This is a genomic window from Flavobacterium sp. A45, assembly GCF_002001005.1.
Taxonomy (GTDB): Bacteria; Bacteroidota; Bacteroidia; order Flavobacteriales; family Flavobacteriaceae; genus Flavobacterium.
In genome coordinates, this window is record NZ_MUNX01000060.1 from 1 (window position 1) to 25,153 (window position 25,153).

The 25,153-nt window shown below is 34.4% G+C and carries 22 protein-coding genes and 1 rRNA gene; 6 read left to right on the top strand and 17 right to left on the bottom strand.

Annotation, left to right across the window (positions count from 1 at the left end; translation table 11 throughout):
- Together B0E44_RS05095 and B0E44_RS18750 are read right to left on the bottom strand one after the other, a co-directional pair.
- Nucleotides 1–325: ribosomal RNA gene (locus tag B0E44_RS05095) — 16S ribosomal RNA — on the bottom strand; the annotation flags it as partial.
- A 27-nt stretch (nt 326–352) separates the two neighbouring features.
- Nucleotides 353–514, bottom strand: coding sequence for a hypothetical protein (locus tag B0E44_RS18750; protein ID WP_165688770.1), 162 nt, complete (start codon nt 512–514; stop codon nt 353–355).
- Between the two features lie 625 nt (nt 515–1,139).
- Here B0E44_RS18750 and B0E44_RS19075 point away from each other — a divergent pair.
- The 5 genes from B0E44_RS19075 (at nt 1,140) to rplT (ending at nt 4,693) form a co-directional block, all read left to right on the top strand.
- Entirely contained in the window at nt 1,140–1,271 is a 132-nt protein-coding gene (locus B0E44_RS19075) for a hypothetical protein (RefSeq protein ID WP_256382259.1), read from the top strand.
- Between the two features lie 89 nt (nt 1,272–1,360).
- Complete coding sequence (gene thrS / locus B0E44_RS05100; protein WP_077371127.1) at nt 1,361–3,307, top strand: threonine--tRNA ligase; 1,947 nt, start codon at nt 1,361–1,363, stop codon at nt 3,305–3,307.
- Nucleotides 3,308–3,323: 16 nt separating this feature from the next.
- A complete protein-coding gene (gene infC, locus B0E44_RS05105) occupies nt 3,324–3,881 on the top strand; it encodes a translation initiation factor IF-3 (RefSeq protein ID WP_371594681.1) in 558 nt (185 codons plus the stop codon).
- Between the two features lie 122 nt (nt 3,882–4,003).
- Nucleotides 4,004–4,201: a 50S ribosomal protein L35 gene (gene rpmI / locus B0E44_RS05110; protein WP_022827375.1), complete on the top strand. Its 198-nt coding sequence runs from the start codon at nt 4,004–4,006 to the stop codon at nt 4,199–4,201.
- Nucleotides 4,202–4,348: 147 nt separating this feature from the next.
- Nucleotides 4,349–4,693: a 50S ribosomal protein L20 gene (gene rplT / locus B0E44_RS05115; protein WP_077371129.1), complete on the top strand. Its 345-nt coding sequence runs from the start codon at nt 4,349–4,351 to the stop codon at nt 4,691–4,693.
- Between the two features lie 90 nt (nt 4,694–4,783).
- Here the strand turns inward: rplT and B0E44_RS05120 are convergent, their stop codons facing one another.
- The 7 genes from B0E44_RS05120 to B0E44_RS05150 all read right to left on the bottom strand — a co-directional run bounded on the left by B0E44_RS05120 (nt 4,784) and on the right by B0E44_RS05150 (nt 14,654).
- Nucleotides 4,784–5,986 (bottom strand): porin, encoded by a 1,203-nt coding sequence (locus B0E44_RS05120; protein ID WP_077371130.1) that lies wholly within the window; start codon nt 5,984–5,986, stop codon nt 4,784–4,786.
- 19 nt (nt 5,987–6,005) lie between these two features.
- Entirely contained in the window at nt 6,006–7,346 is a 1,341-nt protein-coding gene (locus B0E44_RS05125; protein ID WP_077371131.1) for an anaerobic C4-dicarboxylate transporter family protein, read from the bottom strand.
- Nucleotides 7,347–7,424: 78 nt separating this feature from the next.
- Nucleotides 7,425–8,483 (bottom strand): type II asparaginase, encoded by a 1,059-nt coding sequence (locus B0E44_RS05130; RefSeq protein WP_077371132.1) that lies wholly within the window; start codon nt 8,481–8,483, stop codon nt 7,425–7,427.
- 59 nt (nt 8,484–8,542) lie between these two features.
- Nucleotides 8,543–9,952: an aspartate ammonia-lyase gene (aspA, locus tag B0E44_RS05135; RefSeq protein WP_077371133.1), complete on the bottom strand. Its 1,410-nt coding sequence runs from the start codon at nt 9,950–9,952 to the stop codon at nt 8,543–8,545.
- Nucleotides 9,953–10,100: 148 nt separating this feature from the next.
- Complete coding sequence (gene aspT / locus B0E44_RS05140; RefSeq protein WP_077371134.1) at nt 10,101–11,780, bottom strand: aspartate-alanine antiporter; 1,680 nt, start codon at nt 11,778–11,780, stop codon at nt 10,101–10,103.
- 254 nt (nt 11,781–12,034) lie between these two features.
- A complete protein-coding gene (locus B0E44_RS05145; RefSeq protein WP_077371135.1) occupies nt 12,035–13,651 on the bottom strand; it encodes an NAD-dependent malic enzyme in 1,617 nt (538 codons plus the stop codon).
- Between the two features lie 232 nt (nt 13,652–13,883).
- The gene (locus B0E44_RS05150; protein ID WP_165688771.1) at nt 13,884–14,654 is read right to left on the bottom strand and encodes a DUF2490 domain-containing protein; all 771 of its coding nucleotides are present in this window, start codon (nt 14,652–14,654) and stop codon (nt 13,884–13,886) included.
- A 257-nt stretch (nt 14,655–14,911) separates the two neighbouring features.
- On the opposite strand from B0E44_RS05150, the gene B0E44_RS05155 reads away from it, so the two are divergent.
- The gene (locus B0E44_RS05155) at nt 14,912–15,715 is read left to right on the top strand and encodes an endonuclease/exonuclease/phosphatase family protein (RefSeq protein WP_077371138.1); all 804 of its coding nucleotides are present in this window, start codon (nt 14,912–14,914) and stop codon (nt 15,713–15,715) included.
- Nucleotides 15,716–15,815: 100 nt separating this feature from the next.
- Here B0E44_RS05155 and B0E44_RS05160 read toward each other — a convergent pair whose 3' ends face one another.
- The 8 genes from B0E44_RS05160 to tgt all read right to left on the bottom strand — a co-directional run bounded on the left by B0E44_RS05160 (nt 15,816) and on the right by tgt (nt 24,805).
- A complete protein-coding gene (locus tag B0E44_RS05160) occupies nt 15,816–17,078 on the bottom strand; it encodes an asparagine synthetase B (protein ID WP_077371140.1) in 1,263 nt (420 codons plus the stop codon).
- 95 nt (nt 17,079–17,173) lie between these two features.
- Nucleotides 17,174–17,839, bottom strand: a complete 666-nt coding sequence (locus B0E44_RS05165; RefSeq protein WP_077371142.1) for a response regulator transcription factor — start codon at nt 17,837–17,839, stop codon at nt 17,174–17,176.
- A gap of 3 nt (nt 17,840–17,842) precedes the next feature.
- Nucleotides 17,843–18,514, bottom strand: a complete 672-nt coding sequence (locus B0E44_RS05170; RefSeq protein WP_077371144.1) for a sensor histidine kinase — start codon at nt 18,512–18,514, stop codon at nt 17,843–17,845.
- 333 nt (nt 18,515–18,847) lie between these two features.
- Nucleotides 18,848–20,392, bottom strand: a complete 1,545-nt coding sequence (gene dnaB / locus B0E44_RS05175) for a replicative DNA helicase (protein WP_077371146.1) — start codon at nt 20,390–20,392, stop codon at nt 18,848–18,850.
- A gap of 139 nt (nt 20,393–20,531) precedes the next feature.
- The gene (locus B0E44_RS05180) at nt 20,532–21,485 is read right to left on the bottom strand and encodes an acetyl-CoA carboxylase carboxyltransferase subunit alpha (protein WP_077371148.1); all 954 of its coding nucleotides are present in this window, start codon (nt 21,483–21,485) and stop codon (nt 20,532–20,534) included.
- 129 nt (nt 21,486–21,614) lie between these two features.
- A complete protein-coding gene (locus B0E44_RS05185) occupies nt 21,615–22,502 on the bottom strand; it encodes a DMT family transporter (RefSeq protein ID WP_077371150.1) in 888 nt (295 codons plus the stop codon).
- Nucleotides 22,489–23,577 carry an LptF/LptG family permease gene (locus B0E44_RS05190; protein ID WP_077371152.1) on the bottom strand — a complete coding sequence of 363 codons (1,089 nt, stop codon included), beginning with the start codon at nt 23,575–23,577 and terminating at the stop codon, nt 22,489–22,491. The genes B0E44_RS05185 and B0E44_RS05190 overlap by 14 nt, the downstream gene beginning before the upstream one ends.
- Before the next feature lie 97 nt (nt 23,578–23,674).
- Entirely contained in the window at nt 23,675–24,805 is a 1,131-nt protein-coding gene (gene tgt / locus B0E44_RS05195; protein ID WP_077371154.1) for a tRNA guanosine(34) transglycosylase Tgt, read from the bottom strand.
- Between the last annotated feature and the right edge of the window lie 348 nt (nt 24,806–25,153).

The following is a 25,153-nucleotide window of genomic DNA, read 5'->3' on the forward strand; positions in this document are numbered from 1 at the left end:
CCGTGTCTCAGTACCAGTGTGGGGGATCTCCCTCTCAGGACCCCTACCCATCGTAGCCTTGGTAAGCCGTTACCTTACCAACTAGCTAATGGGACGCATGCTCATCTTTTACCGTTGTGACTTTAATAGTTCAATCATGCGATTGTACTATACTATGAGGTATTAATCCAAATTTCTCTGGGCTATCCCTCTGTAAAAGGTAGATTGCATACGCGTTACGCACCCGTGCGCCGGTCTCTAGTCCCGAAGAACTATACCCCTCGACTTGCATGTGTTAAGCCTGCCGCTAGCGTTCATCCTGAGCCAGGATCAAACTCTTCATCGTATATTGTTTGCTTAATTAATTAAGCTATTAATTTTTGACTGAAGGTCTAGTGGTTATTCTCAAATCTTCCGATTCTATTACTCTTATTTTATTTGTTCCGATTTGCATCGGAACGGCTGTCAATTCAATATGTCTAGGAACGTGTTCTTCTTTATTCTTATACGCTAGTCTTTCGATTAGCGGGTGCAAAAATAGCTATTCTTTTTTAACTGGCAAGTAAATTTTGAAGTTTTTTTGAAAATTTTATTTTTCGTTTTCTTCTCTTTTTCTTGTCAATCTTTCAAGGAACGTTACGCGTTTTGCGGGGTGCAAAAATAGCTTACGCTTTCGAATCTCACAAGCTTTTTTTAATCTTTTTTTGAAAATAAATTTTCGTTTCGATTTCATGGGCTTGTCAGGATTTATAGGAACGTATGCGTTGTTGCGGGTGCAAAAGTACCACGTTTATTCAGTTAAACAATGGGTTTTTTTAATTATTTTGCGTTTATTTTTTAACAGACTGATAACTTGAAATTTACATCAAGAGCTTTTTGAGGAATTTGGGAGTTTACCGAAGTTCCGCTTGGTTATTGGGCTTTATTTTGACTTTCAACCCTTGTGAGGTTCGCACGAAATGCCGTAAACAATGCTTTATTTTCTCGCAGAGGCGCTAAGTCGCAAAGATTGGAATCATTTTCCGAGGCTTTTACATCTTTGCAGTTGCTGGATTTAGCAAACAATCCCTAACCAAATCAGAAGCACATATGAAGGAGGAAGTTTTCTTTGAATCATTCTTACCTATTATATAAAGAGTGAATTTTCTAGTTCACTCTTTATGAAAACTGATGCCCTAGCCCAGATGGAAACGACATCCTGCTGTCCCGGGGTTCGGGACAGCAGATATAGTGTACAGCTGGAAATAGCTCCTAATCATTCGGATTCCTCTTTTACAACAACACCTATTTAGATTTCATACATATATAGAACAAACCTCATATACCTATTGTATGTGTTTTGTTAATACTTTATATTTGCAATCTTAAAATATAAAAAACAATGATTAAGATTACTTTGCCCGATGGGTCAGTTAGAGAGTTTGCTCCAGAAGTAACTCCGATGGATGTTGCAAAAAGCATCAGTGAAGGATTTGCCAGAAATGTAATTTCGGCTTCTTTCAATGGTACAACTATTGAAACATCTACACCATTGACGACCGACGGCAGTCTTACATTATATACTTGGAATGATGCTGATGGCAAAAAAGCTTTTTGGCATTCGACTTCACACGTTATGGCACAAGTTCTAGAAGAAATGTACCCTGGAGCAAAATTAACTCTGGGACCTGCAATTTCTAACGGGTTTTACTATGACGTTGATTTTGAAGACCAAAAGATTACTGAGGCCGACTTTAAGAAAATTGAAGACCGTGTTCTTGAGATTTCAAGAGAAAAACATGAATTTAAAATGCGTCCTGTTACTAAAGCAGAAGCATTAGAGATGTACAAAGACAATGTTTACAAAACAGAGCTGATTACTAATCTTGAAGACGGAACTATCACTTTTTGTGATCATTCAACTTTTACCGATTTATGTCGTGGTGGACATATTCCTAATACAGGAATCATCAAGGCAATGAAAGTAATGAGTGTTGCTGGAGCCTACTGGAGAGGTGATGAAAAAAATAAGCAGTTAACCCGTGTTTATGGAACTTCATTCCCGAAACAAAAAGATTTAACTGAATACCTAGAATTACTCGAAGAAGCGAAACGTCGCGACCACAGAAAACTAGGAAAAGAATTGGAATTATTTGCTTTTTCTCAAAAAGTAGGCCAAGGTTTGCCGTTATGGTTACCAAAAGGAGCCGCTTTGAGAGATCGTTTGGAACAGTTTTTGAAAAAAGCACAAAAGAAAGCAGGTTACGAGCAAGTTGTAACTCCGCATATTGGTCAAAAGGAGTTATATGTAACTTCTGGACATTATGCTAAATACGGAGCAGACAGTTTTCAACCAATCAACACTCCTGCTGAAGGAGAGGAGTTTTTATTGAAACCTATGAACTGCCCTCATCACTGTGAAATCTATAATGTAAGACCTTGGTCATACAAAGATTTACCTAAGCGTTATGCTGAATTTGGAACAGTTTACAGATATGAGCAAAGTGGTGAATTACATGGTTTAACTCGCGTACGTGGGTTTACTCAGGATGATGCACATATTTTTTGTACTCCAGAGCAATTGGATGAAGAGTTTAAAAAAGTAATTGACTTGGTACTTTATGTATTTGGTTCATTAGGTTTTGAAAACTTTACCGCTCAGATTTCATTGAGAGACAAAGAGAACAGAGACAAATACATTGGTTCTGATGAAAATTGGGAGAAAGCGGAAAATGCTATCATCAATGCAGCAGCAGATAAAGGATTAAATACCATTGTTGAATACGGAGAGGCCGCTTTCTACGGTCCAAAACTGGATTTCATGGTAAAGGATGCTTTAGGCAGACAATGGCAATTAGGAACAATTCAGGTGGATTACAATTTACCAGAGCGTTTTGAATTGACTTACAAAGGATCTGACAATGAATTACATAGACCTGTAATGATCCACAGAGCGCCTTTTGGATCTATGGAACGTTTTATTGCAATTTTACTAGAACACACAGCGGGAAATTTCCCACTTTGGTTAATGCCTGAGCAGGCAATTATACTGTCTTTGAGTGAGAAATATGAAAATTATGCTAAAAAAGTTTTAAATCTGCTAGAAAATCACGAAATTCGCGCCCTAATTGATAACAGAAGCGAGACGATAGGAAAGAAAATTAGAGATGCAGAAATGCAGAAAATCCCGTTTATGCTGATTGTTGGTGAGGAAGAAGAGAAAAACGGAACCATTTCTATTCGCCGTCATGGTCAAGAAGGAAAAGGCAATATCAGCGTTACAATAGAAGAATTTGCTTCGATTGTTGACGAGGAAATAAAAAAAACATTAAAAGTATTTACAGTTTAACTTAAATTATAAAGTCATAGCAATAAGAAGCAACAGAGGTTACCAACCTCGCGTAGAAAAAAAGGATGCACACAGAATAAATAACTTTATTCGCGGTGTACAAGAAGTAAGACTTGTGGGTGAAAACATAGAGCCTGGAGTTTTTAAACTTGCAGAAGCTTTAAGATTAGCTGACCAATTTGAATTGGATTTAGTTGAGATTTCACCAAACGCAGAGCCACCGGTTTGTAAAATCATGGATTACAAGAAATTTGTTTACGAACAAAAGAAACGTGATAAGGCTCTAAAAGCGAAATCTACTCAAGTAGTAGTAAAAGAAATACGTTTTGGTCCTCAAACTGATGAGCATGATTACGAATTTAAGAGAAAGAACGCTGAAAAATTCTTAAAAGAAGGAGCTAAGTTAAAAGCTTTCGTATTCTTTAAAGGACGTTCAATTATCTATAAAGATCAAGGGCAAATCTTATTATTGAGATTAGCTACTGACTTGGAAGAATTCGGAAAAGTTGAAGCAATGCCTGTTCTTGAAGGAAAGAGAATGATTATGTTTATTGCTCCTAAAAAGAAGAAGTAATCAGTTTGCAGAAAGCAGATAAAAAATAGTATTCAGTTTTCATTGTTCAGTTTTAAACCTGAAGTCTGAAACTTTAAACAAAAGATTAAGTAAGTAATAATAAATTAAAACACTAGGAAAAAATGCCTAAAATGAAAACCAAATCTAGCGCCAAGAAACGTTTCAAAGTTACTGGTTCTGGAAAGATTAAAAGAAAGCATGCTTTCAAAAGTCACATCTTGACTAAAAAATCTAAAAAACGTAAATTAGCTTTGACTCACTCAGCGCTAGTTCACAAAACAGATATGAAAAGCATCAAACAACAATTAAGAATTATCTAATAAAAGTATTAAGTCTTGAGAATTAAGTATTGAGACAAAAACTTATAGATTTCTTTAGGTTAAAAACAATTTCAATAACCTTGGAGTATGGCCAATAAGTTCCTTTGATTAAATTCAGGACGCCTACTACAAAAAAACAATAAAATTATGCCAAGATCGGTAAATTCAGTTGCTAAAAGAGCAAGAAGAAAAAAAATAATGAAGCAAGCCAAAGGTTTCTTTGGTAGACGTAAAAACGTTTGGACAGTTGCAAAGAACGCGGTAGAAAAAGCAATGTGCTATGCATACCGTGACAGAAAAGTGAATAAAAGAAATTTCCGTTCATTATGGATTCAACGTATTAACGCTGGAGCTAGATTGGAAGGAATGTCTTATTCTCAATTCATGGGTAAAGTGAAATCTAACGGAATCGAATTGAACCGTAAGGTTCTTGCTGATTTAGCGATGAATCACCCTGAAGCTTTCAAAGCAGTACTTAATAAAGTAAAATAAACGTTATATAAACTCAATTTAGAATTACTTACTTATAAAAAATGCCCAATCTTACGATTGGGCATTTTGTTTTCATATACTTTAATAAACTTACAAAACCAATAACGGAGCTATAAATCCAAAGCCTAAAAGACCAGTTGTATAATCTTTGACCCCGAAAGCATTTTCAGCATAGTTTGTATATTCATATCTTCTAGCCGTATAGGCCACATAAAATTTTATATTGAAATCTTTGAAAGGCATATACTGTATAGTTGGGATAAGACCATAACTGGTAGATAATTTTGAACTGCCATTTGGATCTGGATTATCTTTCCATGAATGATTACTGTTCATCACAGTCAAAAGCAAATTAATCTTAGGAGCCACCAAATATTCTGCTCTTACCCAATTTTCCACATAAAGAGCCTCTTGTGCAGCATATGGGTATTGGCTGCTAATAATACTTGAGACAATTCCTTTGCGATCAAGGCCTTCATCACTGTATTGAAAATCATAATACAAAACAAAATTCTTAGCTTTAAATTTATTCCCAAGTGCAAAATAGTTCATATGTGCTCCTTGTGCTTCGTTGAAGAAACTATAACTATAAGTGGTTTCAAATTTACCATCAAAAAAACTACCTCTCCAATTAGCCACTAATGCCAACGGATATTCAGAAGGATTTATGCTTGGCGGAGCAGAGCTTCCATATTGCTCTTCATAGGTTTTTGTTCTGGAATTCAGTACTTGAAAAGAAAACGACTGCTTGCCCTCAGCAAAATCATGGGATATCCCTGCCCCTACTAAAAAGTTATCAGCATATTCTATAACATCATTATAGGTTAAGATATCAATTGGATTGAAATCAAATTCATAACCTCCCCAATCGGCACAAAGTTTCCCAAAAGATAGCTTAGTACTTTTAGACAAATCGATTCTCAAAAATGCGAGATCGACTGATCGACTGATATTATCCAAATTCCCAGGAATAGGCTCTCTAGTGTATCTGTTACGGAATCTAAAATACACTTTATCGTGTATTTTACCTTTTACTTCAAAACGAAGTTGGTTTACATTAAATTCGGAGAGCGTATGATTACCATCCATAAAATTACTATTGTAAGCCATGCGTGAATTAAAAATCACATCAACATCTCTTAATAAAGATTGTTTTGTAATTGGTATCAAAGATTTTAGAGAATCCTGTATAAAAAAACCTCCCTCATTGGTTTGTTTATCCATTTGATCTACTTGACTGAATGCTATAATTGGCAAAAAACCAATCATTAAAAAAAATAAATATTTTTTCATAATTATTTAATTTTAAAATTTACAATAAAAACGACCCTAATAAAAATCCAACAGCAATAGCTACACCAATGGCAACTATTCCAGGCAAATTAAAACTATGATTAATTACATAATTTCCGATTTTGGTACTACCCGTTCTGTCAAAGTTTATTGCCGCTAATAAAGTTGGATAGCCTGGCAAAACAAAGTCACTGTTTACAGCGGGGAATATAGCTATCAATGCCGATGGAGGAAGCCCCAAAGCAATTCCCAATGGCATCATTGTTTTAGTAGTAGCTGCCTGACTAAACATCAAAACTCCCATTATAAAAACGGCTATAGCGAAAGTCCAAGGATATGCATTAACAATACCTCCTAATGCTTCTTGTATTGTATCATTATTGGAATTCATAAAGGTAGAACTCATCCAAACCACACCAAATACGGACACTACAGCAGAAGCCATAGAAGTAAACAAACTGGCTTTAGTAACATCTGTTGTGCTTGTTTTAGTAATTAACATCATGGCCGCAGAAGCAGTAAGTGTTATTACACTAATTATTGTTACCATTGATAAAGAACCGTTAGCTGCAACCGCAAGAGTTTTTTCACCAGGATCAAAACTTGGAACTAAATTTGGGAATGCACCGGCTATTACAATCAGAACTATTGCAAACGTGAATATTAAAACTGAAGTTTTAGCCCCTGATTTTAAGCTCTTTTCTTCACCTTCAATATCTGCTTGCATGCTATTTGCAAACTCAGGGTCTTTCATTTTTTCAATAAAAATAGGATCATCATTCAATTCGATTCCCCTTTTAAAAACAGAAAAACAACCAATCAACAAACCTATAATACTAGCAGGAATACAAATCATCATGATATCTACCAAGGCACCCGGATAACCTAATATAACCACCATAGCAGCAGTTGCCGCACTCATAGGACTTCCTGTCAAAGCCAAATGCGAAGCTATAACCGAGATACTTAATGGTCGTTCAGGTCGAATTCTCTTCTTAGCAGAAACTTCAGAAATAATTGGTAATAAGGAATAAACAATATGGGCAGTCCCAGCAAATAGGCATAAAAAATAAACTGTAAATGGAGCTATAAATGTAATATTTGATGGGTTACTTCGAATAATTTTCTCTGCCAAATTTACAAGATAGTCTAATCCTCCCGATGCCTGCAAAGTTGCAGCCGTTGTTACAATAGCCATAATGATTAACATCACGTCTAAAGGTGGGTCTGTAGGTTTCATTTTGAAAACAAAAAGAAAAATAAACAGTCCAACCATACCCATGACGCCCAATCCAATTCCTTTCATTTGTGCTCCTATAAGAATCATTCCAATAAGAACAGCAAATTCAATCCAAATCATATAGTTATATTTAAGGTTACTAATTATTTATTTAAAGCTAAAAAAGCGAATCTCATAAAAGATTCGCTTTGTAATACATCAATATTCAAAGAAATATTGTTGAATTTTCCCTCTATCTGATGTAGTTGTCAACGCCAGCATTAATAAAACTCTAGATTTTTGTGGATTTAAATCATCAGAAACAACAAAACCAAGTTCAGCATCTTTTACTTCATTTTCTAAAGTAATTCTACCTGAACCCGCCCTTGCAGAACGACATACTAAAATTCCTTTTTTTGCAACATCAGCCAATGCTTTTCCTACAGGCTCACCAAAATTACCATTTCCCATTCCTGCATAAACAATCCCTTTGACTCCTGAATTTGCAATTCCTGTTACAGTCACAGGACTGGCATCTGCATATCCATAAACAATTTCAACTTGAGGTAATGAAGTCAAGCCTGTAACATCAAACTTTTTCGAAGGATTTCTTAATGATTGATAGTAAAAATTCACTTTACCATCATAAATCAATCCAATAGGCCCGAAATTACGAGATTGAAAAGTTTCTAAATTTGTTGTACTCGTTTTAGTCACATCTCTGGCATCATAAATCTTTTCATCCATAGCAACGATCACTCCTTTTCCTTGGCTTTTTGGACTTGCTGCAACCATTACAGCATCTAGCAAATTTCTATTTCCATCCTGACTCATTGCTGTTGATGGACGCATTGCTCCAACTAGAACAACTGGTTTGTCAGACATCACTGTTAAATCCAAAAAATAGGCAGTTTCTTCCTGAGTATCAGTGCCGTGAGTAACAACAATAGCATCTGCTAAATTTTCTTTGAATATTTGATTGATTCTATTGGACAACTTCAACCAAGTTACCACATTCATATCCTGACTACCAATTTGAGCAATTTGTTCCCCTGTTATTTTTCCGTAATCATGAATTTGAGGTACCGCATTTAGCAAATCATCAATAGGTACTTTTCCGGCTGTATAAGCCGCTTTTGTTGCAGATTCTCCAGACCCTGCGATGGTTCCTCCTGTCGCCAAAATAATAATTCTTGGTGATGTTTTTGCTGGTTTATTTTGTGCCTGAACTTGTAATGCAAAAACAGACAGCATTAATAACATAACAATTCTTTTCATATTTTTTTTCTGTTTGGTTAAATACTTATAGCTAAATTTTTTAGTCCCTAAACAACTACTTACGAAGTGATAAATTTAGGATTGATTAAATTTTCAATAGAATAAATTTCATCCCATTTGTCTTGAGTAATTAATTTTCGTTCCACAACTGCAATTTGATGTACGCTTTTTCCCGTTTTCAGAGCTTCTCCTGCAATGCTGGCACTTTCTTCGTATCCTAAAATTGGGTTCAATTGTGTAACAATCCCAATACTGTTCATTACCATATTATAACAATGCTGTTCATTGGCAGTAATCCCGATGATACATTTATCAATTAATGTTTGAATGGCGTTTGACAAATAATCCAATGAGGTAAACATTGCAAAAGCAATTACTGGCTCCATAACATTTAATTGCAATTGTCCAGCTTCAGCAGCCATAGTTACCGTTAAATCTTGCCCTATCACATAAAAACAGGTTTGATTGACCACTTCTGGAATTACAGGATTTACTTTTCCCGGCATAATTGATGAACCAGGCTGACGTGGAGGCAAATTAATTTCATTGAATCCTGTTCTTGGTCCTGAACTCAACAAACGCAAATCGTTACATATTTTTGAAATTTTAACCGCCGTTCTTTTCATTGTACCCATAATCTGTACATAAGCTCCGGTATCTACTGTTGCTTCTATTAAATCTGGGGATAAGGTTAATGGAATCCCTACTTCCTTAGCCAAATAATTAACACAAATTTCTGGATAGCCTTCAGGAGCATTTACTTTAGTTCCAATAGCTGTTGCTCCCATGTTAATATCTAACACTAAGCTTTGAGCATCTTTTAACCTTAAAACATCTTCTCCTATTGTAGTTGCATAAGAATTGAATTCCTGACCCAAAGTCATTGGTACCGCATCTTGCAACTGAGTTCGCCCCATTTTTAAAACTTCTTTGAACTCGTTTCCTTTAGAGGCAAATGCTTTTTCAAGATTTTCGACTGTTTTTATAAAATGGTCCATTTTTAAATACAATGCTATTCTAAAAGCAGAAGGATAAGCATCATTTGTAGATTGTGAACAATTCACGTGATTGTTTGGATGCAAGAAATTATACTCCCCTTTTTTATGTCCCAAATATTCCAAACCAATATTAGCAATTACTTCATTGGCATTCATATTCACAGATGTTCCTGCACCTCCTTGAATTAAATCACTAACAAATTCCTTATCAAATTTACCAGCTATTACCTGATCGCTTCCATAACAAATGGCTTCAGCAATTTTAGCATCTAGGGCTCCACAATCTTTATTGGCCAGTGCTGCAGCTTTTTTCACATAACCCAATGCTTTTATGAACAATGGTTCTTTTGAAATTGGAATACCTGTTATATTAAAATTTTCGACTGCTCTAAAAGTCTGAATTCCATAATATAAATGATTAGGTATTTCCAATTCACCTAAAAAATCATGTTCTCTCCTTGTTACTTCCATAATATTACTTTTTAATGTTTGTTTTTTTTATACTTGACTTAATATGTGGATAAAAATAATAAAAATAAACTTTTTACATCCATAAATAAGTTATATTAAATTTAATTACTTAAATAAATTGAAAATATTCAATGCAAATAAGTCAAATTTAATTCATCATTGAAACTAAAATTGGTCCCCAAGCCGTTAAGAGAATATTACCCAACGCATAAGGAATTGTGTACCCCAAAACCGGAAATTTACTGGCCGAAGCATCCTGTATCGCTTTTAATCCAATGGTTGATGTTCCTGCTCCTGTTTGCGCTCCCAACAAAATTATCGGGTTCATTTTGAGTATATATTTCCCAAAAAATAATCCAATGATATGAGGCACAATCGACACTACAAAACCAGCTAAAACAATACTAAAACCCATTTCTTGGAGTCCAGATATAAAACTCGGCCCTGCTGCCATTCCTACCAAACCGATAAATGTTGCCAATCCGACATTATCAAAAATCCATAAGGCAGGCTCGGGAATACTCCCAAATATTGGTGTATACGAATGCAACCAGCCAAAAATCAATCCCATCACCAATGCTCCTCCGCTGGTTGTCAAAGTGATATCTATTCCGAATACGTTAACCGAAAGCAACCCAAAAAATCCTCCTAAAACGATACCCAATCCTAGAAACACAATATCTGTAGCTGAACTTTGTCGATCTAGATATCCAATTTCCTTAGCTGCTTTTTCTATTAAAACCATCTTACCACTGAGCTTCAAAACATCCCCTCTTTCTAAAACAGTATCTAAATTAAACGGTATTTCCTGGTACTCTCTAGTAATCTTATCCAACATTACCCCACTACTAAAATGATCGCGTAAACTTCTAATTGTTTTTCCCGAAATATTTTTATTTGTGATTGTCACATCCATATGTGCCAATGGAAATTTCAACAATTCCTCATCTAAAACCTCAGGACCAATATTGGTAAGACTGGTCATGATGATGCCCTGTCGCGCCATTATTACCAAAATATCCCCCTCATGAATAATTGTATTGGGAGTTGGATCAATTAATTCTTGATTATGTCTTATTCGCTGAACCGCTAATCTTAAATCCTTATTTGCTTTTTCAAACTCGGATATGGCTAATCCAAACAATTTCTCATTAGTTATTCGATAGGCTCTAATAATCCAACTTTGATAAACTAATTCTAGACCAGGTTCCTGTTCAGTTTCGCCTGTCAAGGTTTCACTGAGTTTTTTACTTTCTCCAACCAAATTGATTCCTAATAATTTTGGAGCAATTGTTGTTAAAAAGAAAACAAAAGAAGTTGCCCCGATAAGATATGTAAGCGAATAAGCAACGGGTATACGATTAATTAATTTTGATTGTTCTGCTTCAGAAATTGGTAATTGATGAATGGCTTCAGAAGCAGTTCCAATTAGAGTGGATTCTGAGAATGCTCCAGCCAAAAGTCCTGCAGCAGTACCAGTATCATAATTCAAAAGTTTCGAAATTCCGAAAGCAATCAATAAACAAGAGACACAAATAACAAGTGTTAACATCAATTGAGGGAATGCATTTTTCTTTAGACCTTGAAAAAATTGGGGTCCTACTTTGTAACCAGTAGCAAAAAGAAAAAAATCGAAGAAAATAGTTTTGACAATCGGAGGGATTTCTATGTTTAATTGGCCAATAATCACTCCAGCGAACAAAGTTCCCAAAACTACTCCAATTTTAAAAGTACCAATTTTTATGTGCCCTAAAGCAAAACCCAGAGATAGTGTTAAAAAAACAGCTAGCTCAGGATGATCCCGTAAAATATGTGCAAAACTTTCCATTAACTTCAGATTACAAATCAATTAACAAAATACACTCTATTTTAAAAACTGGGGCAAGCTTTTAAATTAACAATAAAGTTAATACATAAATAAGCATAACAAAAAATATCATACTATTTTTTGTTAATTTATACTGAATATAATTAATATTGGCAATTATATTCAATAATAAATTAACATTCATGATAACTTAACAATCACAATATTTCAATTTTTCTAATTTACTGGGAACAAACATTCCAAAACTAATTGAGTTATTTGTATTTCGGAATGTACATTTTACCTTTGATAAAATCACTAATGTTTTCTGGTCTATCAACACCTGCTAAACCTAAATTAAAAATATCTTCAGCAATCTTTACAGCAACATTTACAGATACTCTCAAAATATCAGCAACATTAGGATAGATTAGTCCTTTCTCAAAATCGGCCAAACTTACTTGCTCAGCCACAGCTTCTGCAGCTGTCAATAATATATCATCAGTAACCCTTGTCGCTTCTGTAGCAAAAATAGCGAGCCCTAATGCTGGAAAAATAAAAACATTATTTCCTTGACCTGGCGTAAAAATTTTACCTTGATATTCAACTGGGGCAAATGGGCTCCCACTAGCAAAAATGGCTTTCCCTCTACTCCAATTATAAGCTTGTTCGGCAGTACATTCAGAATGTGAAGTTGGGTTGGAATATGGGAAAATTATTGGTCGTTCATTTACGGCACTCATATTTTCAATCACCTGCTGATTGAATGCTCCCCCAACCGTACTAACACCGACAATAGCTGTCGGTTTAATTCTAAGGACTGCTTCAGCAAAATCAGTGCACGGATGAGAATCATGGGCAAATTGAAATTGATGTTCGACAAGATCTTTTCGACTTTTTACCAATAAGCCATTTACATCAAACATCCAAATCTGACTTAAAGCTTCTTCCTTAGTCAAACCATCTCTCTGAAATTTTTTGACCAGCATATCAGCAATACCAAATGCCGCCGCACCTGCACCTAAAAACAAAAAATGCTGATCAATAAATCTTTTTTTCATCAAGCGACTTATGGAAATAAATCCTGCAGTGGCAATCGCAGCCGTCCCTTGTATATCATCATTAAAAGTGCAGACTTTCTCTTTATAGGTATTTAAAATTTTAATCGCGTCAACACCCGGGAAATCTTCCCATTGTATGCATATTTTAGGAAAAACTTCATTCATCGCCTCAACAAAAGCGGCTACGAAATCATCAAATTCCTTTCCTCTAATCCTTTTGCATTTTAACCCTGGATATAGTGGGTCATTCAAAAACTCTTCATTATTGGTACCCACATCCAACACAATTGGAAGTGTACATTCTGGAGGAACACCTCCGCAACTGGTGTACAAAACTAGTTTTCCAATGGGAATTCCTAAACCAAAAACACCCAAATCTCCCAATCCTAGTATGCGTCCGCCATCTGTGACAACGGTAAATCGCACATCTTTTTCAGGCCAATTTCTCAGAATTTGTTTTAGATTGTCTTTTTCTTTGATAGAAAGATACAAGCCCCTTGGTCTTCTGGATACCTGACCAAATTTTTGACATGCTTCACCAACTGTAGGCGTATAAACCAAAGGAAGGTACTTAGCTGGGTCACTGCTGATTGTTTTGAAAAATAAGGTTTCATTATTTTCCAGCAACTGCATTAAATATATATATTGATTTATGGGCTTTTCAAAATTATCCAGTTGTTCGTGAATACGTATTGTTTGCGTTTCAATGGTTTCGACCGCTTCTGGCAACATTCCGAGCAATCCAAATTTTTCTCTTTCTTCGTGAGTAAATGCTGTTCCTTTATTTAATCGAGGATTTCGCAATAACGAATAACCAGTACAATCTTCCATTTTAGTAAGTTTTATAAATTATTTATTTTTTTAAAATCAACAAAATATATTTGAATTCAGAAACGAATAGTAATAAATTCATTTCCTTCATTTAACCAAAACTTTAAAAAAATAACAATTCAAAAAAAGTATTCGTTTTTTGAATTTTAAAACATAAACTTACAAAAATATTTAACACTAATACATTAAATATCAATTAAGAATGCCTCATTTGAAAATTATCAACTCTAAATCATTCGTCGCCTGAATGATGATCTGGTGGCTTAGGTATGCTATGCTTTATCACTGAATTCAAGTAAAAAAACAATCGAATGGTATGGTTCATATCATATTGGTAGCCTGAATATTTTTGCTGATAAACATTCATATAACCAAAATCAAAACTCAACTTGGGATTTATATTTTGTTTGATTCCAATAAACAATCTGTTTTGATCAAATGTATTATAGACTACTTCCTTGCCAAAATGAATCAATAACTCATCGGCTAAAACCAAAGAAGGCATTTTTTTATTATTGAAAATTGGAATATTAAAACTAGCCAAATAACGCACTCTATTTGTAAAACGGAGTTCTCCTGTGGGTTCATCATTTGCCATTTTTTCCTGCCATCTCTGCTCATTTCGAAGCCTTTGGAGAATACTGATTTTTCCAATTTTGGTAATTAACTGTGCTTGCTCATATATTCTATTTTCATTCGAATAAGTTGACCAGCCATCACGGGTTGGAGCCAACCACATATGTGCATACCCCCCCGTTATTGAAACAGATGGATTGGGTATATATGCGACACCACCCCTCAATAAATAAAAATTATTACTTTCAAAAAAACCATTTTCACGAATATGTGCATCGGCTGCAATTCCCCAGTGGTCACTGAACTTTGTAACAGTATTCAACGAGACCCAAGTTTGAACTTGTTGATTTACTTCTTTTTTTGTGGCCGCTTGAGCGAAGATTAAAAAGGGAAACAATACAGCTAAAACTTTAGATAAATTTTTCAAAATAATATACGTTTTAAATCGGGAATAAATTTGTAATAAAATTAATTAAAATATCATTACTTTTTTACAGTAAAAATACTTTTCCAACTCCTATATTAATATGACATTTATCAGTATAAAGGCAGAAAAATGGATTTTAATTAATCATTAAAAAAAGACTCGAATTCAATTTTCTGATAGTTTCGAATCACTTCATTTTAACAGAAGCTTATCTCCAAAAAAAGGATACATTTGCAGGCGAAAATATTTACCCCAAAATGAAAATAAAATTTCTTTGTTTATTTTTCTTCTTTACTTTAACGACCATTTCCCAAACCAAATTCCTTTCCTGGAACCTACAAAACTTTGGCAAATCCAAATCCAATCAAGAGATCGCATTTATTGCCAATACAATAAAAGACTTCGATATCATTGCTGTACAAGAAGTTGTAGCGGGAAATGGAGGGACGCAGGCTGTAGCAAGATTAGCAGATGAACTTAATCGAAAGGGGACTAAATGGGATTATCGAATAAGTGAACCTACTTCCAGCAGCGCTTATAAAACGGAACGTTATGCCTTTCTTTGGAAAACAAGCAGTCTAAGGCTAAAAGGAAAACCTTGGTTAGAACAAAAATACCATCTTGAAATAGATCGCGAACCGTATTTTGCCACTTTTGAAATCAAAGGAAAAAAAATAACCGTTGCTACTTTTCATGCTATCACAAAAAGCAAACAACCCGAAACCGAGATTAAATATTTCAAGCTTCTACCACAAGAATACCCTACTTTGAATCTACTGTTTGCGGGAGACTTCAATTGTCCTCAATCACATTCGGTTTTTATTCCTTTGAAGAAAATGGGCTTTGCTCCTATTTTGAAAAATCAAAAAACATCATTAAAATTAAAACCAAAAGGGGATAATTACTTAGCATCTGAATATGACAATATCTTTTACAAAACCAGCTCCATAAACTATTTAAGATCGGATGTAATTTTGTTTCATAAAAAATTCACTTCCTTAAAAGACGCCCGTAAAATATCTGATCATATTCCTATTTGGTTTGAATTTTCTTTGAATTAATTATCCAAAAAAAATCCAAATTTCAATATTAAAAATTGGAATTTGGACTCGAGCGGTAGCGAACAGGCGTAGCAATTTTCAGTTTTAGATTCATTCTTTTTTATGTTTTCTGCTTTTTCTTTCTAGCCGCTGGAAACAACACATTATTCAAAATTAATCGATAACCAGGAGAATTGGGATGCAAATCCAAAACAGTAGCAGGATCACCTACCTGATGTTGATAATCCTCAGGATCATGACCTCCATAAAAGGTAAACATACCTTTTCCTTTTTCTCCATGAATGTATCTGGCTTCACCATTCAATTCACAAGTTCCCATTACCAGAACATTCGATTTTACCAATTCGGAATCAAATGAAGTAGTTTGTCCCATAAAACCTTTTATTAATTGTGTATGATTTTGGCACAACATACTGGGGATAAAATCCCATTTGGCCGAATATTCCATTAAAGTAAAATAATCTTTGTCCATAGGAATCTTTCTTTTTAAGGTCATATCAATATCCGAAAACTCATATTGTTCAGGTCTTCTCTCCAAAGTAAAATTTTTGAAAGCAAAAGAATTTCCAAAATTCAATTTGGATTGATAATTGGCTTCGCTTGGATCTCCATCAAACATGGATTCACAAATATCAACACCATCTGCTGCCAACGCAATATCAAAACTATCCGTAGCTGAACACATTGCAAACAAGAATCCTCCTCCAATTACGAAATCCCGAATCTTTTTGGCAACTGCTCCTTTTTCTTGAGATACTTTGTTGAAGCCTAATTTTTTGGCCAAGGCCTCGGAATCTCTCTTTTGGTCAATATACCAGGGAATATTTTTATACGCTGCATAAAACTTACCATACTGTCCCGTATAATCCTCGTGATGCAAATGCAGCCAATCATAAAGCAATAATTGATCACTTAACACTTCTTCGTCATAAATGGGTGTAAAAGGAATTTCGGCATAAGTCAACACTAAAGTTACTGCATCGTCCCAAGGCTGTTTTCCTTTGGGGGTGTAAACCGCAACTTTGGGAGCTTTTTCTAAAATAATCGCTTCCATATTCTGGGAAGGACTTGAAATTTCATTCAATATCGATGTTTCCTCAGCATCCGAAATGACTTCAAAACTCACGCCCCGTATTTGGCACTCCTTCCTAATTTCTTCAGCATCAGGCAATAAAAAAGAACCTCCACGGTAATTAAGCAACCAGCTGGCTTTGTAGTTTTTGGCTAAACACCAATAGGTAATCCCATACGCTTTGAGGTGATTTTGCTGTGTCGTTTCATCCATTGGCAACAAAATAAAAGAAGCCTTAGAGGAAATAGATACTAGAAAAATAAATATAAAAAGAATTCTTTTACACATCATTGAAAACTATTTTAAAGCAAAGATAATTGGAAGTAATTAAAGTACTCTTTTTATCTTTTATAATCATGCAAAAAAATATTTTTAACATTCAGCTATTAAATATCCAAAGACACGATACCGTTTTGAATAGCATAAACCACCAATCCTGCAATATTCTTGGATTCTGTTTTAAGTAATAAATTGTTTCTGTGTCCTTCAACAGTTCTCGGACTTATGAATAATTTTTCGCCTATTTCGATGGTACTTTTTTGCTTGCAAATGAGTTGCAATACTTCTAATTCACGGGAAGTAATAAAACTAGTATCAAAACTGCATTTCGTTTTTTTATTAGCAATTAAATCATTTTGAATAATACCCATTACGTAGTCTGAATAATAAAATCCTTTTGTGGCTACTTCATTTATAGTGGCAAATAATTCTTGTGGTGTCGCATTTTTTACCAAATAAGAAACAGCTCCAACATCAATCATATTGGCTATAAATGATTTAGAATCGTAACTCGTCAATGCAATGATTTTTATTTCCGAAAAATCTCTATGGATAATTTTGGTAGCTTCAATACCGTTTAGCAATGGCATTTTCAAATCCATCATTACGATATCAGGCTTAGTGTTATTTCCTTTAAGAAAATCAATTAATTCAACACCATCCGAAGCTTCAAAAATCACTTCAATATTTTCTTCCCTAGATAATAAAAACGAAATTCCTTTTCTGAATAGAACCTCATCATCCACTAGAATTATTTTTATAGTTTCTTTCATAATTTAGAAATTAAAAACAACTGAAATTCCATTATTTATTTGAGACTCCATCGAGAGACTCCCTCCTAAAACTTCAACTCTACTTACAACATTTTTTATTCCAAGACCCTTATGATTTTTCAATTGATTCATATCAAAACCGATTCCATTATCTAAATATTTACAGGTTCTTTTTCCATCTATTATGTCAAAAAAAAGAGAGATTGAAGTTGCCTTTCCATGTTGTATCGAATTAGCAAACAACTCCTGTAAAATTCTAAAAACATGTATATGATTATCATTCTCTTCAAAATCAAATTTTAAAGTATTTTCATATTGAATAGCAACGGTTCCATCGTCAATTAACTGAGCACATAATTCCTCAATTCCAGCATGAAGTCCAAATTTATCCAATACAGGCGGAAGTAAACTGTGTGTCATTTTTTTAGAACTATTCAAAGCTTTTGACGTGTATTCAATAATGTTTTTGGTTATTTCTTCAATCTCTTTTGGAGGTAAATTAGGAATTTTCAGGAGATGACAATTCAACGAAATCACATTCAGTTTTGAACATATATCATCATGCAGACTCTGCGCAATTCGCTTTCTATCCGATTCTAATGTTTTAACTAAGGCCGATAACTGAGTGCTTTTTTGGAAAATATCTAAATCATCAAATTCTAATTTCTTTTCCATAACTATTCTATTGAAGTGTTTAGTAACTTTCACTTATCGCTTTTGCATATCTTCACATTATTTATCTTACTTTAAATAAATAAACATGTATTTTGGCTAATTTTAATGATTATAAACGACAAATATAATCACATTTAGCTATTTTCCTAATAAAATACAACACTATTTTATCAGCACAAACATAATAAAAATTCTCTTTTGTGAGGAATTAAGAAATTCAAATCACTACAAACCAACACAATAACAATATTACAGAATTCTAAATCATAAAAAAGGAGGATATTTTATCTTCGTAAAATATCCTCCTTTTTTGTGAAATACAATTTTTAAATTTTAAAATGGCACGTCACCATCATCGTCATCATTATTAAAATTGCTTCCAAAAGCCTCATTTGCCGATGGAAGATTTTTGGTTATAAATGAATTTTCATCATGATTCATACTAGATGGCAAATCATCATAACCACCACTGTAATCTTCTAAATTATCGAATCGTCCTAAATGACCAATGAATTTCAAACGAACATTTTCGATACCACCATTCCTGTGTTTTGCAATCATGATCTCTGCTTGACCTGCAGTTGGAGATGCTTCTTCATCATCCCATTCATCAATTTTATAATATTCAGGACGGTATAAAAATGAAACAATATCCGCATCCTGCTCAATCGCTCCAGATTCACGAAGATCCGAAAGCAAAGGTCTTTTGCTCGAACCACGAGTTTCAACAGCACGCGATAATTGTGAAAGTGCAATTACAGGAACATTTAACTCCTTTGCCAATGCCTTTAAATTTCGGGAGATTGTCGAGATTTCCTGCTCTCTGTTTCCTCCGCCTTTTCCATTTCCTCCGGCAGTCATCAACTGCAAATAATCTATAATAATAATCTTGATGCCATGTTGTGACACCAAACGTCTTGCTTTTGCTCTTAAGTCAAAAATAGACAACGATGGAGTATCATCAATAAAAAGTGGTGCTTTTTCTAAGTTCTTAACTTTGGTACTAAGCTGTTCCCACTCGTGTTTTTCTAATTTTCCGGTACGTAATTTCTCTGATGACAATCCAGTTTCGGAAGATATCAACCTGGTAATCAACTGTACCGATGCCATCTCCAAAGAGAACAAAGCCACAGGATGCCCAAAATCGATGGCAATATTTCTAGCCATCGACAAAATAAAGGCTGTTTTTCCCATCGCAGGTCTCGCCGCAATAATAATTAAATCACTTGGCTGCCATCCAGAAGTCAATTTATCCAGTTTATCAAAACCAGTCGCTACACCTGAAAGTCCTTCCTGTCCTGCAATTTCTTCAATACGCTTTTTTGCTTGTAGTACTAAACTCTGAGCCGTTTCAGAACTACGTTTGATATTTCCTTGAGTAACTTCATAGAGTTTTGATTCGGCCTGATCTAATAAATCAAACACATCAGTAGTTTCATCATAGGAAGCTTCAATAATTTCAGATGAAATACGAATTAAACTTCGCTGAATAAATTTTTGAAGAATAATTCTGGAGTGAAACTCGATGTGAGCAGATGAGGATATCTTTTGCGTAAGCTGAATTAAATAAAAATCACCTCCGGCAAGATCTAATTTTGCATTTTTTCTAAGCTGAGCCGAAACGGTCAATAAATCGATTGGCTGTGTATCGTTGAATAATTGTATAATGGCTTCAAAAATATATTTGTGAGCATCTTTATAAAACGCATCAGGCTGCAGAATATCAATTACCTCATCTACACCTTTTTTATCAATCATCATAGCCCCAAGCACTGCCTCTTCTAAATCTAATGCCTGCGGGGGTAATTTTCCTTTTTCTAGGTTAATAATTGTTGTTTTGTCCACTTTAACTGGACTAATATTTTTGAAATTTTCCATGTAGCGAAAGTAACTAAAATTAAAAAAAAATCACAATTGAGTTATTACGATTTTTTGTTTATAAATACTTCTTTTTTGTTTATAACCAAAAAAAAATCCGAAACTGTAAGGCTTCGGATTAAGATCTTAAAAATGGCGTTTATTCTTTGAACTCTCCCATTTTACAGTATTTATCCATTCTCTGAGCGATTAATTCCTCTGTTGATAAGTCTTTCAGCTCATTGTATCCTTTCATGATATATTGCTCAACTGTAGTAAAAGTAGTCTCTCTATCATAATGAGCTCCACCTAGTGGTTCTGGAATAATATCATCAACTAATTTTTGCTTTTTCATATCAGCAGAAGTTAACTTCAAGGCATCTGCAGCTTGTTCTTTATAATCCCAACTTTTCCATAAAATGGACGAACAAGACTCTGGTGAAATCACAGAATACCATGTGTTTTCCAACATATAAACACGGTCTCCAACTCCAATTCCTAATGCTCCACCTGATGCTCCTTCTCCAACAATAATTGTTATGATAGGCACTTTCAATCGTACCATTTCAAAAATATTTCTAGCGATGGCTTCTCCTTGTCCGCGTTCTTCCGCTTCCAAACCTGGATATGCACCTGGAGTATCAATCAAAGTAACTACTGGGATATTAAATTTCTCAGCCATTTTCATCAATCGCAATGCTTTTCGGTACCCTTCAGGATTTGCCATCCCAAAATTTCTATACTGACGCGTCTTGGTATTGAATCCTTTTTGCTGACCGACAATCATAAAAGATTGCCCTCCAATTTTTCCTAAACCGCCAATCATGGCTTTATCATCCTTAAAACCTCTATCCCCATGCAGTTCCAGAAAAGTATCTCCACAAATCCCTTTGATATGATCCAAAGTATAAGGCCTGCTTGGGTGTCTTGATAACTGCACACGTTGCCAAGCAGTCAAGTTTTTATAAATCTGTTTTTTGGTCTCCTCTAATTTTTTGTTGATTTGTTTACAAGTATTGGTAACATCAACATCTGATTCTAAACCAATAACAACACATTTATCTAATTGTTCTTCAAGTTCTTTTATTGGAAGCTCAAAATCTAAATATTCCATAGGATTTGTGCGTATTTATTATTGTTTTTAATTTTTCGATTTGGAACTGCAAATATAAAATTTAATATCGTTATACACTTATTTTTTTGTTCAAGTAGAAAAAAATAGATTTTATAGCAACTAAAAACCCTACAATTCATCTTCTTTTCTATAATGTTTTATAATTCCGTTTAAGAGTACCGTAATTACAATTACAACAGCCCCAATATAAAATTCAGTACTCATTTTTTCTTTTCCGCCAATAATAAAAAAAGCTAGAACAATACCGTAAACAGGCTCTAAATTAGTCGTTAACATTACGGTATATGGCGATAATTGTCGCATTACTTTTACCGAAGCCGTAAAGGCATAAGCAGTACAAATGGATGCTAAAATTAAAATCAAAATCCAGTCATTGGCTGTCAATACAAAAAAATCTGCAGTGAAAGAACCATTAAATAAAAAATAGATTGAAATAAAAATAAAGCCTGCTAAGAACTCATAAAACGATATCACAGAAGGATCATGGTCTGCAATTAATTTTCCGTTCATCAAAGTAAACAACACCCCTAATATTATAGAAACTAAAGCTATTAACATTCCGTTCCAATAATTAATCTCCACCTGCATGATTAACCCTAGGCCTGCAATAATAATCAATCCAAAAAAAACTTCATACCAAAGTACTTTTCGGCCGTAAAATAATGGCTCCAATAATGATGCAAAAAAAGCACCTAAAGAAAAAACCGATAAGGTTATGGAGACTGTAGAGACTTTGATGGCTTCAAAAAAGAAAATCCAGTGTAAAGCGATCAAAAGACCAACAATTATGAACTTAAATAATGACTTGGGAGCCACTTTAAACGATTGTTTTTTGAACGCAATAAAAACAGCAATAAAAACCGCTGCGAAAAGCATTCTATACCAAACCAAAAAATCAGACTGTATTGTAATTAATGCCCCTAAAATTGCTGTAAACCCCCAAATAAAAACAATTAAATGTAAACTAAGGTAACTTTTTAAATTATCGTTTCGCATTTCGTAATAAATAAACAGCTAATATTCCAAAAACAATGTTAGGCAACCAAACCGCCAGAAGTGGTGAAAATGAAGATTTTTCGGCCAATACACCAAAAATTTTATCAAAAAAGACAAATGAAAATGCCACTGCAATTCCGATAGCCAAGTTGGCTCCCATTCCCCCTCTTCGTTTCATTGAAGATACAGAAACCGCTATAATAGTTAATATAAAAGCCGAAACGGGCACACTATATTTTTTATACAAAACAACCAAATAAACATTGATATTGGACGATCCTCGTTTTTTTTCCTTTTCTATAAAAGCTTTCAAATCCCCTAAACTTAATGTCTCGGCAATATAAACCACAGGGGCTAAATCCTCTAGATCAAAACTAAATTTCATCTTCTTTTCGGGTGCTTTTTCAATCACATCCGATTCTTTTCCAACGATTCTTTTGGTGTAATCAAATAAAGAATAGTTCTTTTCCTTAGGATTCCATTTGATTCTACTAGCCGTAATTTTGTATTCTAATTTCTCTTTTTTGAAGTGCTCCAACGAAAAATTAAAAGCCATTTGGGACTCATTATTAAAGCTATTCACATAGATAAACTCATTATCACTTATCTGCCTGTAAACATCGGTATTATCGCCACGCATGATTTCCTTCCCTCCACTCTTGAGATAGGTGTACCTAAAATTATTGTAGCCTTCACTAGATGCGGGTACCACATAGAATCCCATCAGTAAAACTATTACAGATACAATCGCAGCCCCTATAATATAGGGTCTCATAAAACGCGTAAAAGAAATTCCCGAACTTAAAATAGCAATAATTTCTGTATTGTTTGCCAATTTTGAGGTAAACCAAATCACCGATATAAACAAAAATATCGGAAAGAGATTATTCATAAAGTAAATTGTAAAATGATAATAATAAATGGCTATTTTAAAAAACGGCACTTTATTCTCAATCATTTTATTGATTTTCTCCGATATATCAATAATCATCCCAATAGGTGCAAATAATAAAAGCATCACCGCAAAAGTGGCTAAATATCTTTTTAGAATGTACTTATCTATTATTGTTAACATACTTATGGTTTAAATGTTTAATCGTTTAAATGTTTAAAAATTTAAGGGATAATAAAAACAACCTGATACCTTTAAACACTTAAACCTTAAACTTTTTTTACAATCGCTGGCTCATATTTTTCACCATCATTTCTTTCCATGGCTTAAAATCGCCGGCTAAGATATGTTTTCTCGCCTCACGAACCAGCCACATATAGAAACCTAAATTATGTATGGTAGCAATTTGTTTTCCCAAATATTCATTGGCTGCAAACAAGTGACGCAAATACGCTTTAGAATATTCCGTATCTACAAAGGTATATGCCATTTCATCAATTGGAGAAAAATCGGCTTCCCATTTCTTGTTTTTGATATTGATCGTTCCATTTGCAGTAAATAACATACCATTTCTGGCGTTACGCGTAGGCATTACACAGTCAAACATGTCAATTCCAAGAGCGATATTTTCCAAAATATTGATTGGTGTTCCCACTCCCATCAAATAACGCGGTTTATCCTCAGGCAGAATTTCGCAAACCACTTCGGTCATGGCATACATTTCCTCCGCAGGCTCCCCTACAGATAGTCCGCCAATCGCATTTCCTTGTTGGTTGGAATTGGCAATATATTCTGCCGATTGTTGTCGCAAATCTTTATAGGTACTTCCCTGTATAATTGGGAAAAAAGTTTGCTCATAACCATATTTAAATGGCAATTTATCTAAATGATTGATGCAACGATCCAACCAGCGGTGGGTCATGTGCATCGAGCGTTGCGCATAACGGTAATCACATGGATAAGGCGTACACTCATCAAAAGCCATGATAATATCGGCTCCGATGGTACGCTGAATTTCCATCACATTCTCCGGCGTGAAAAAATGGTACGAACCGTCAATATGCGATTTAAACTTTACTCCTTCTTCCTTAATCTTACGATTTGCCGAAAGCGAATACACTTGATATCCACCAGAATCGGTCAAAATATTACGATCCCAATTCATGAATTTATGCAGTCCGCCTGCTTTTTCAAGAATTTCAGTTTGCGGACGCAAGTATAAATGATAGGTATTTCCAAGTATAATATCAGGGTTTATTTCTTCTCTCAATTCCCTTTGGTGTACCCCTTTTACCGAGGCTGCAGTCCCAACAGGCATAAAAATAGGCGTTTCAATAACACCGTGATCAGTAGTAATACTTCCCGCACGCGCTTTCGATTGGGGATCTGTTTTTAATAAATCAAACTTCATATAGGCTTTTTATCAGTCGGCAAAGATAGTCTAATTTAAAACCAGCATCAAAAAAATATTTCCTTACAAATGAATGAAAAGTGAGCCCGCATTTAACTTACCACTATGAAGCAAAACGAGAAACAGCACTCATAGAACAATTAGCTGAAAAATCTCGCATCTTTAATCCCCAACCTCGCCAAGTGCCAGAACGTTAGAATTGTTTGACAGCTATACTATCACAGACAATCTCGAACTATTTAGAACTTCTACTTCGCATTTAGACTTTGCCAACTTATGTTAAGTCGCTAATTTTAATCAATTACACCACTGGATAAATAAATGAATTTTTATTGTAAAAAAATCATA

Excerpts from the sequence above, each read along its gene's own strand:
- B0E44_RS05165 (WP_077371142.1), bottom strand. The coding sequence starts at position 17,839 with ATGAAAGAAACTATAAAAATAATTCTAGTGGATGATGAGGTTCTATTC.
- aspT (WP_077371134.1), bottom strand. The coding sequence starts at position 11,780 with ATGGAAAGTTTTGCACATATTTTACGGGATCATCCTGAGCTAGCTGTT.
- rplT (WP_077371129.1), top strand. The coding sequence starts at position 4,349 with ATGCCAAGATCGGTAAATTCAGTTGCTAAAAGAGCAAGAAGAAAAAAA.
- B0E44_RS05160 (WP_077371140.1), bottom strand. The coding sequence starts at position 17,078 with ATGATGTGTAAAAGAATTCTTTTTATATTTATTTTTCTAGTATCTATT.
- B0E44_RS05155 (WP_077371138.1), top strand. The coding sequence starts at position 14,912 with ATGAAAATAAAATTTCTTTGTTTATTTTTCTTCTTTACTTTAACGACC.
- thrS (WP_077371127.1), top strand. The coding sequence starts at position 1,361 with ATGATTAAGATTACTTTGCCCGATGGGTCAGTTAGAGAGTTTGCTCCA.
- B0E44_RS05125 (WP_077371131.1), bottom strand. The coding sequence starts at position 7,346 with ATGATTTGGATTGAATTTGCTGTTCTTATTGGAATGATTCTTATAGGA.
- B0E44_RS05170 (WP_077371144.1), bottom strand. The coding sequence starts at position 18,514 with ATGGAAAAGAAATTAGAATTTGATGATTTAGATATTTTCCAAAAAAGC.
- B0E44_RS05120 (WP_077371130.1), bottom strand. The coding sequence starts at position 5,986 with ATGAAAAAATATTTATTTTTTTTAATGATTGGTTTTTTGCCAATTATA.
- rpmI (WP_022827375.1), top strand. The coding sequence starts at position 4,004 with ATGCCTAAAATGAAAACCAAATCTAGCGCCAAGAAACGTTTCAAAGTT.
- B0E44_RS05185 (WP_077371150.1), bottom strand. The coding sequence starts at position 22,502 with ATGCGAAACGATAATTTAAAAAGTTACCTTAGTTTACATTTAATTGTT.
- aspA (WP_077371133.1), bottom strand. The coding sequence starts at position 9,952 with ATGGAAGTAACAAGGAGAGAACATGATTTTTTAGGTGAATTGGAAATA.
- B0E44_RS05180 (WP_077371148.1), bottom strand. The coding sequence starts at position 21,485 with ATGGAATATTTAGATTTTGAGCTTCCAATAAAAGAACTTGAAGAACAA.
- B0E44_RS19075 (WP_256382259.1), top strand. The coding sequence starts at position 1,140 with ATGAAAACTGATGCCCTAGCCCAGATGGAAACGACATCCTGCTGTCCC.
- B0E44_RS05190 (WP_077371152.1), bottom strand. The coding sequence starts at position 23,577 with ATGTTAACAATAATAGATAAGTACATTCTAAAAAGATATTTAGCCACT.
- B0E44_RS05145 (WP_077371135.1), bottom strand. The coding sequence starts at position 13,651 with ATGGAAGATTGTACTGGTTATTCGTTATTGCGAAATCCTCGATTAAAT.
- tgt (WP_077371154.1), bottom strand. The coding sequence starts at position 24,805 with ATGAAGTTTGATTTATTAAAAACAGATCCCCAATCGAAAGCGCGTGCG.
- B0E44_RS05130 (WP_077371132.1), bottom strand. The coding sequence starts at position 8,483 with ATGAAAAGAATTGTTATGTTATTAATGCTGTCTGTTTTTGCATTACAA.
- dnaB (WP_077371146.1), bottom strand. The coding sequence starts at position 20,392 with ATGGAAAATTTCAAAAATATTAGTCCAGTTAAAGTGGACAAAACAACA.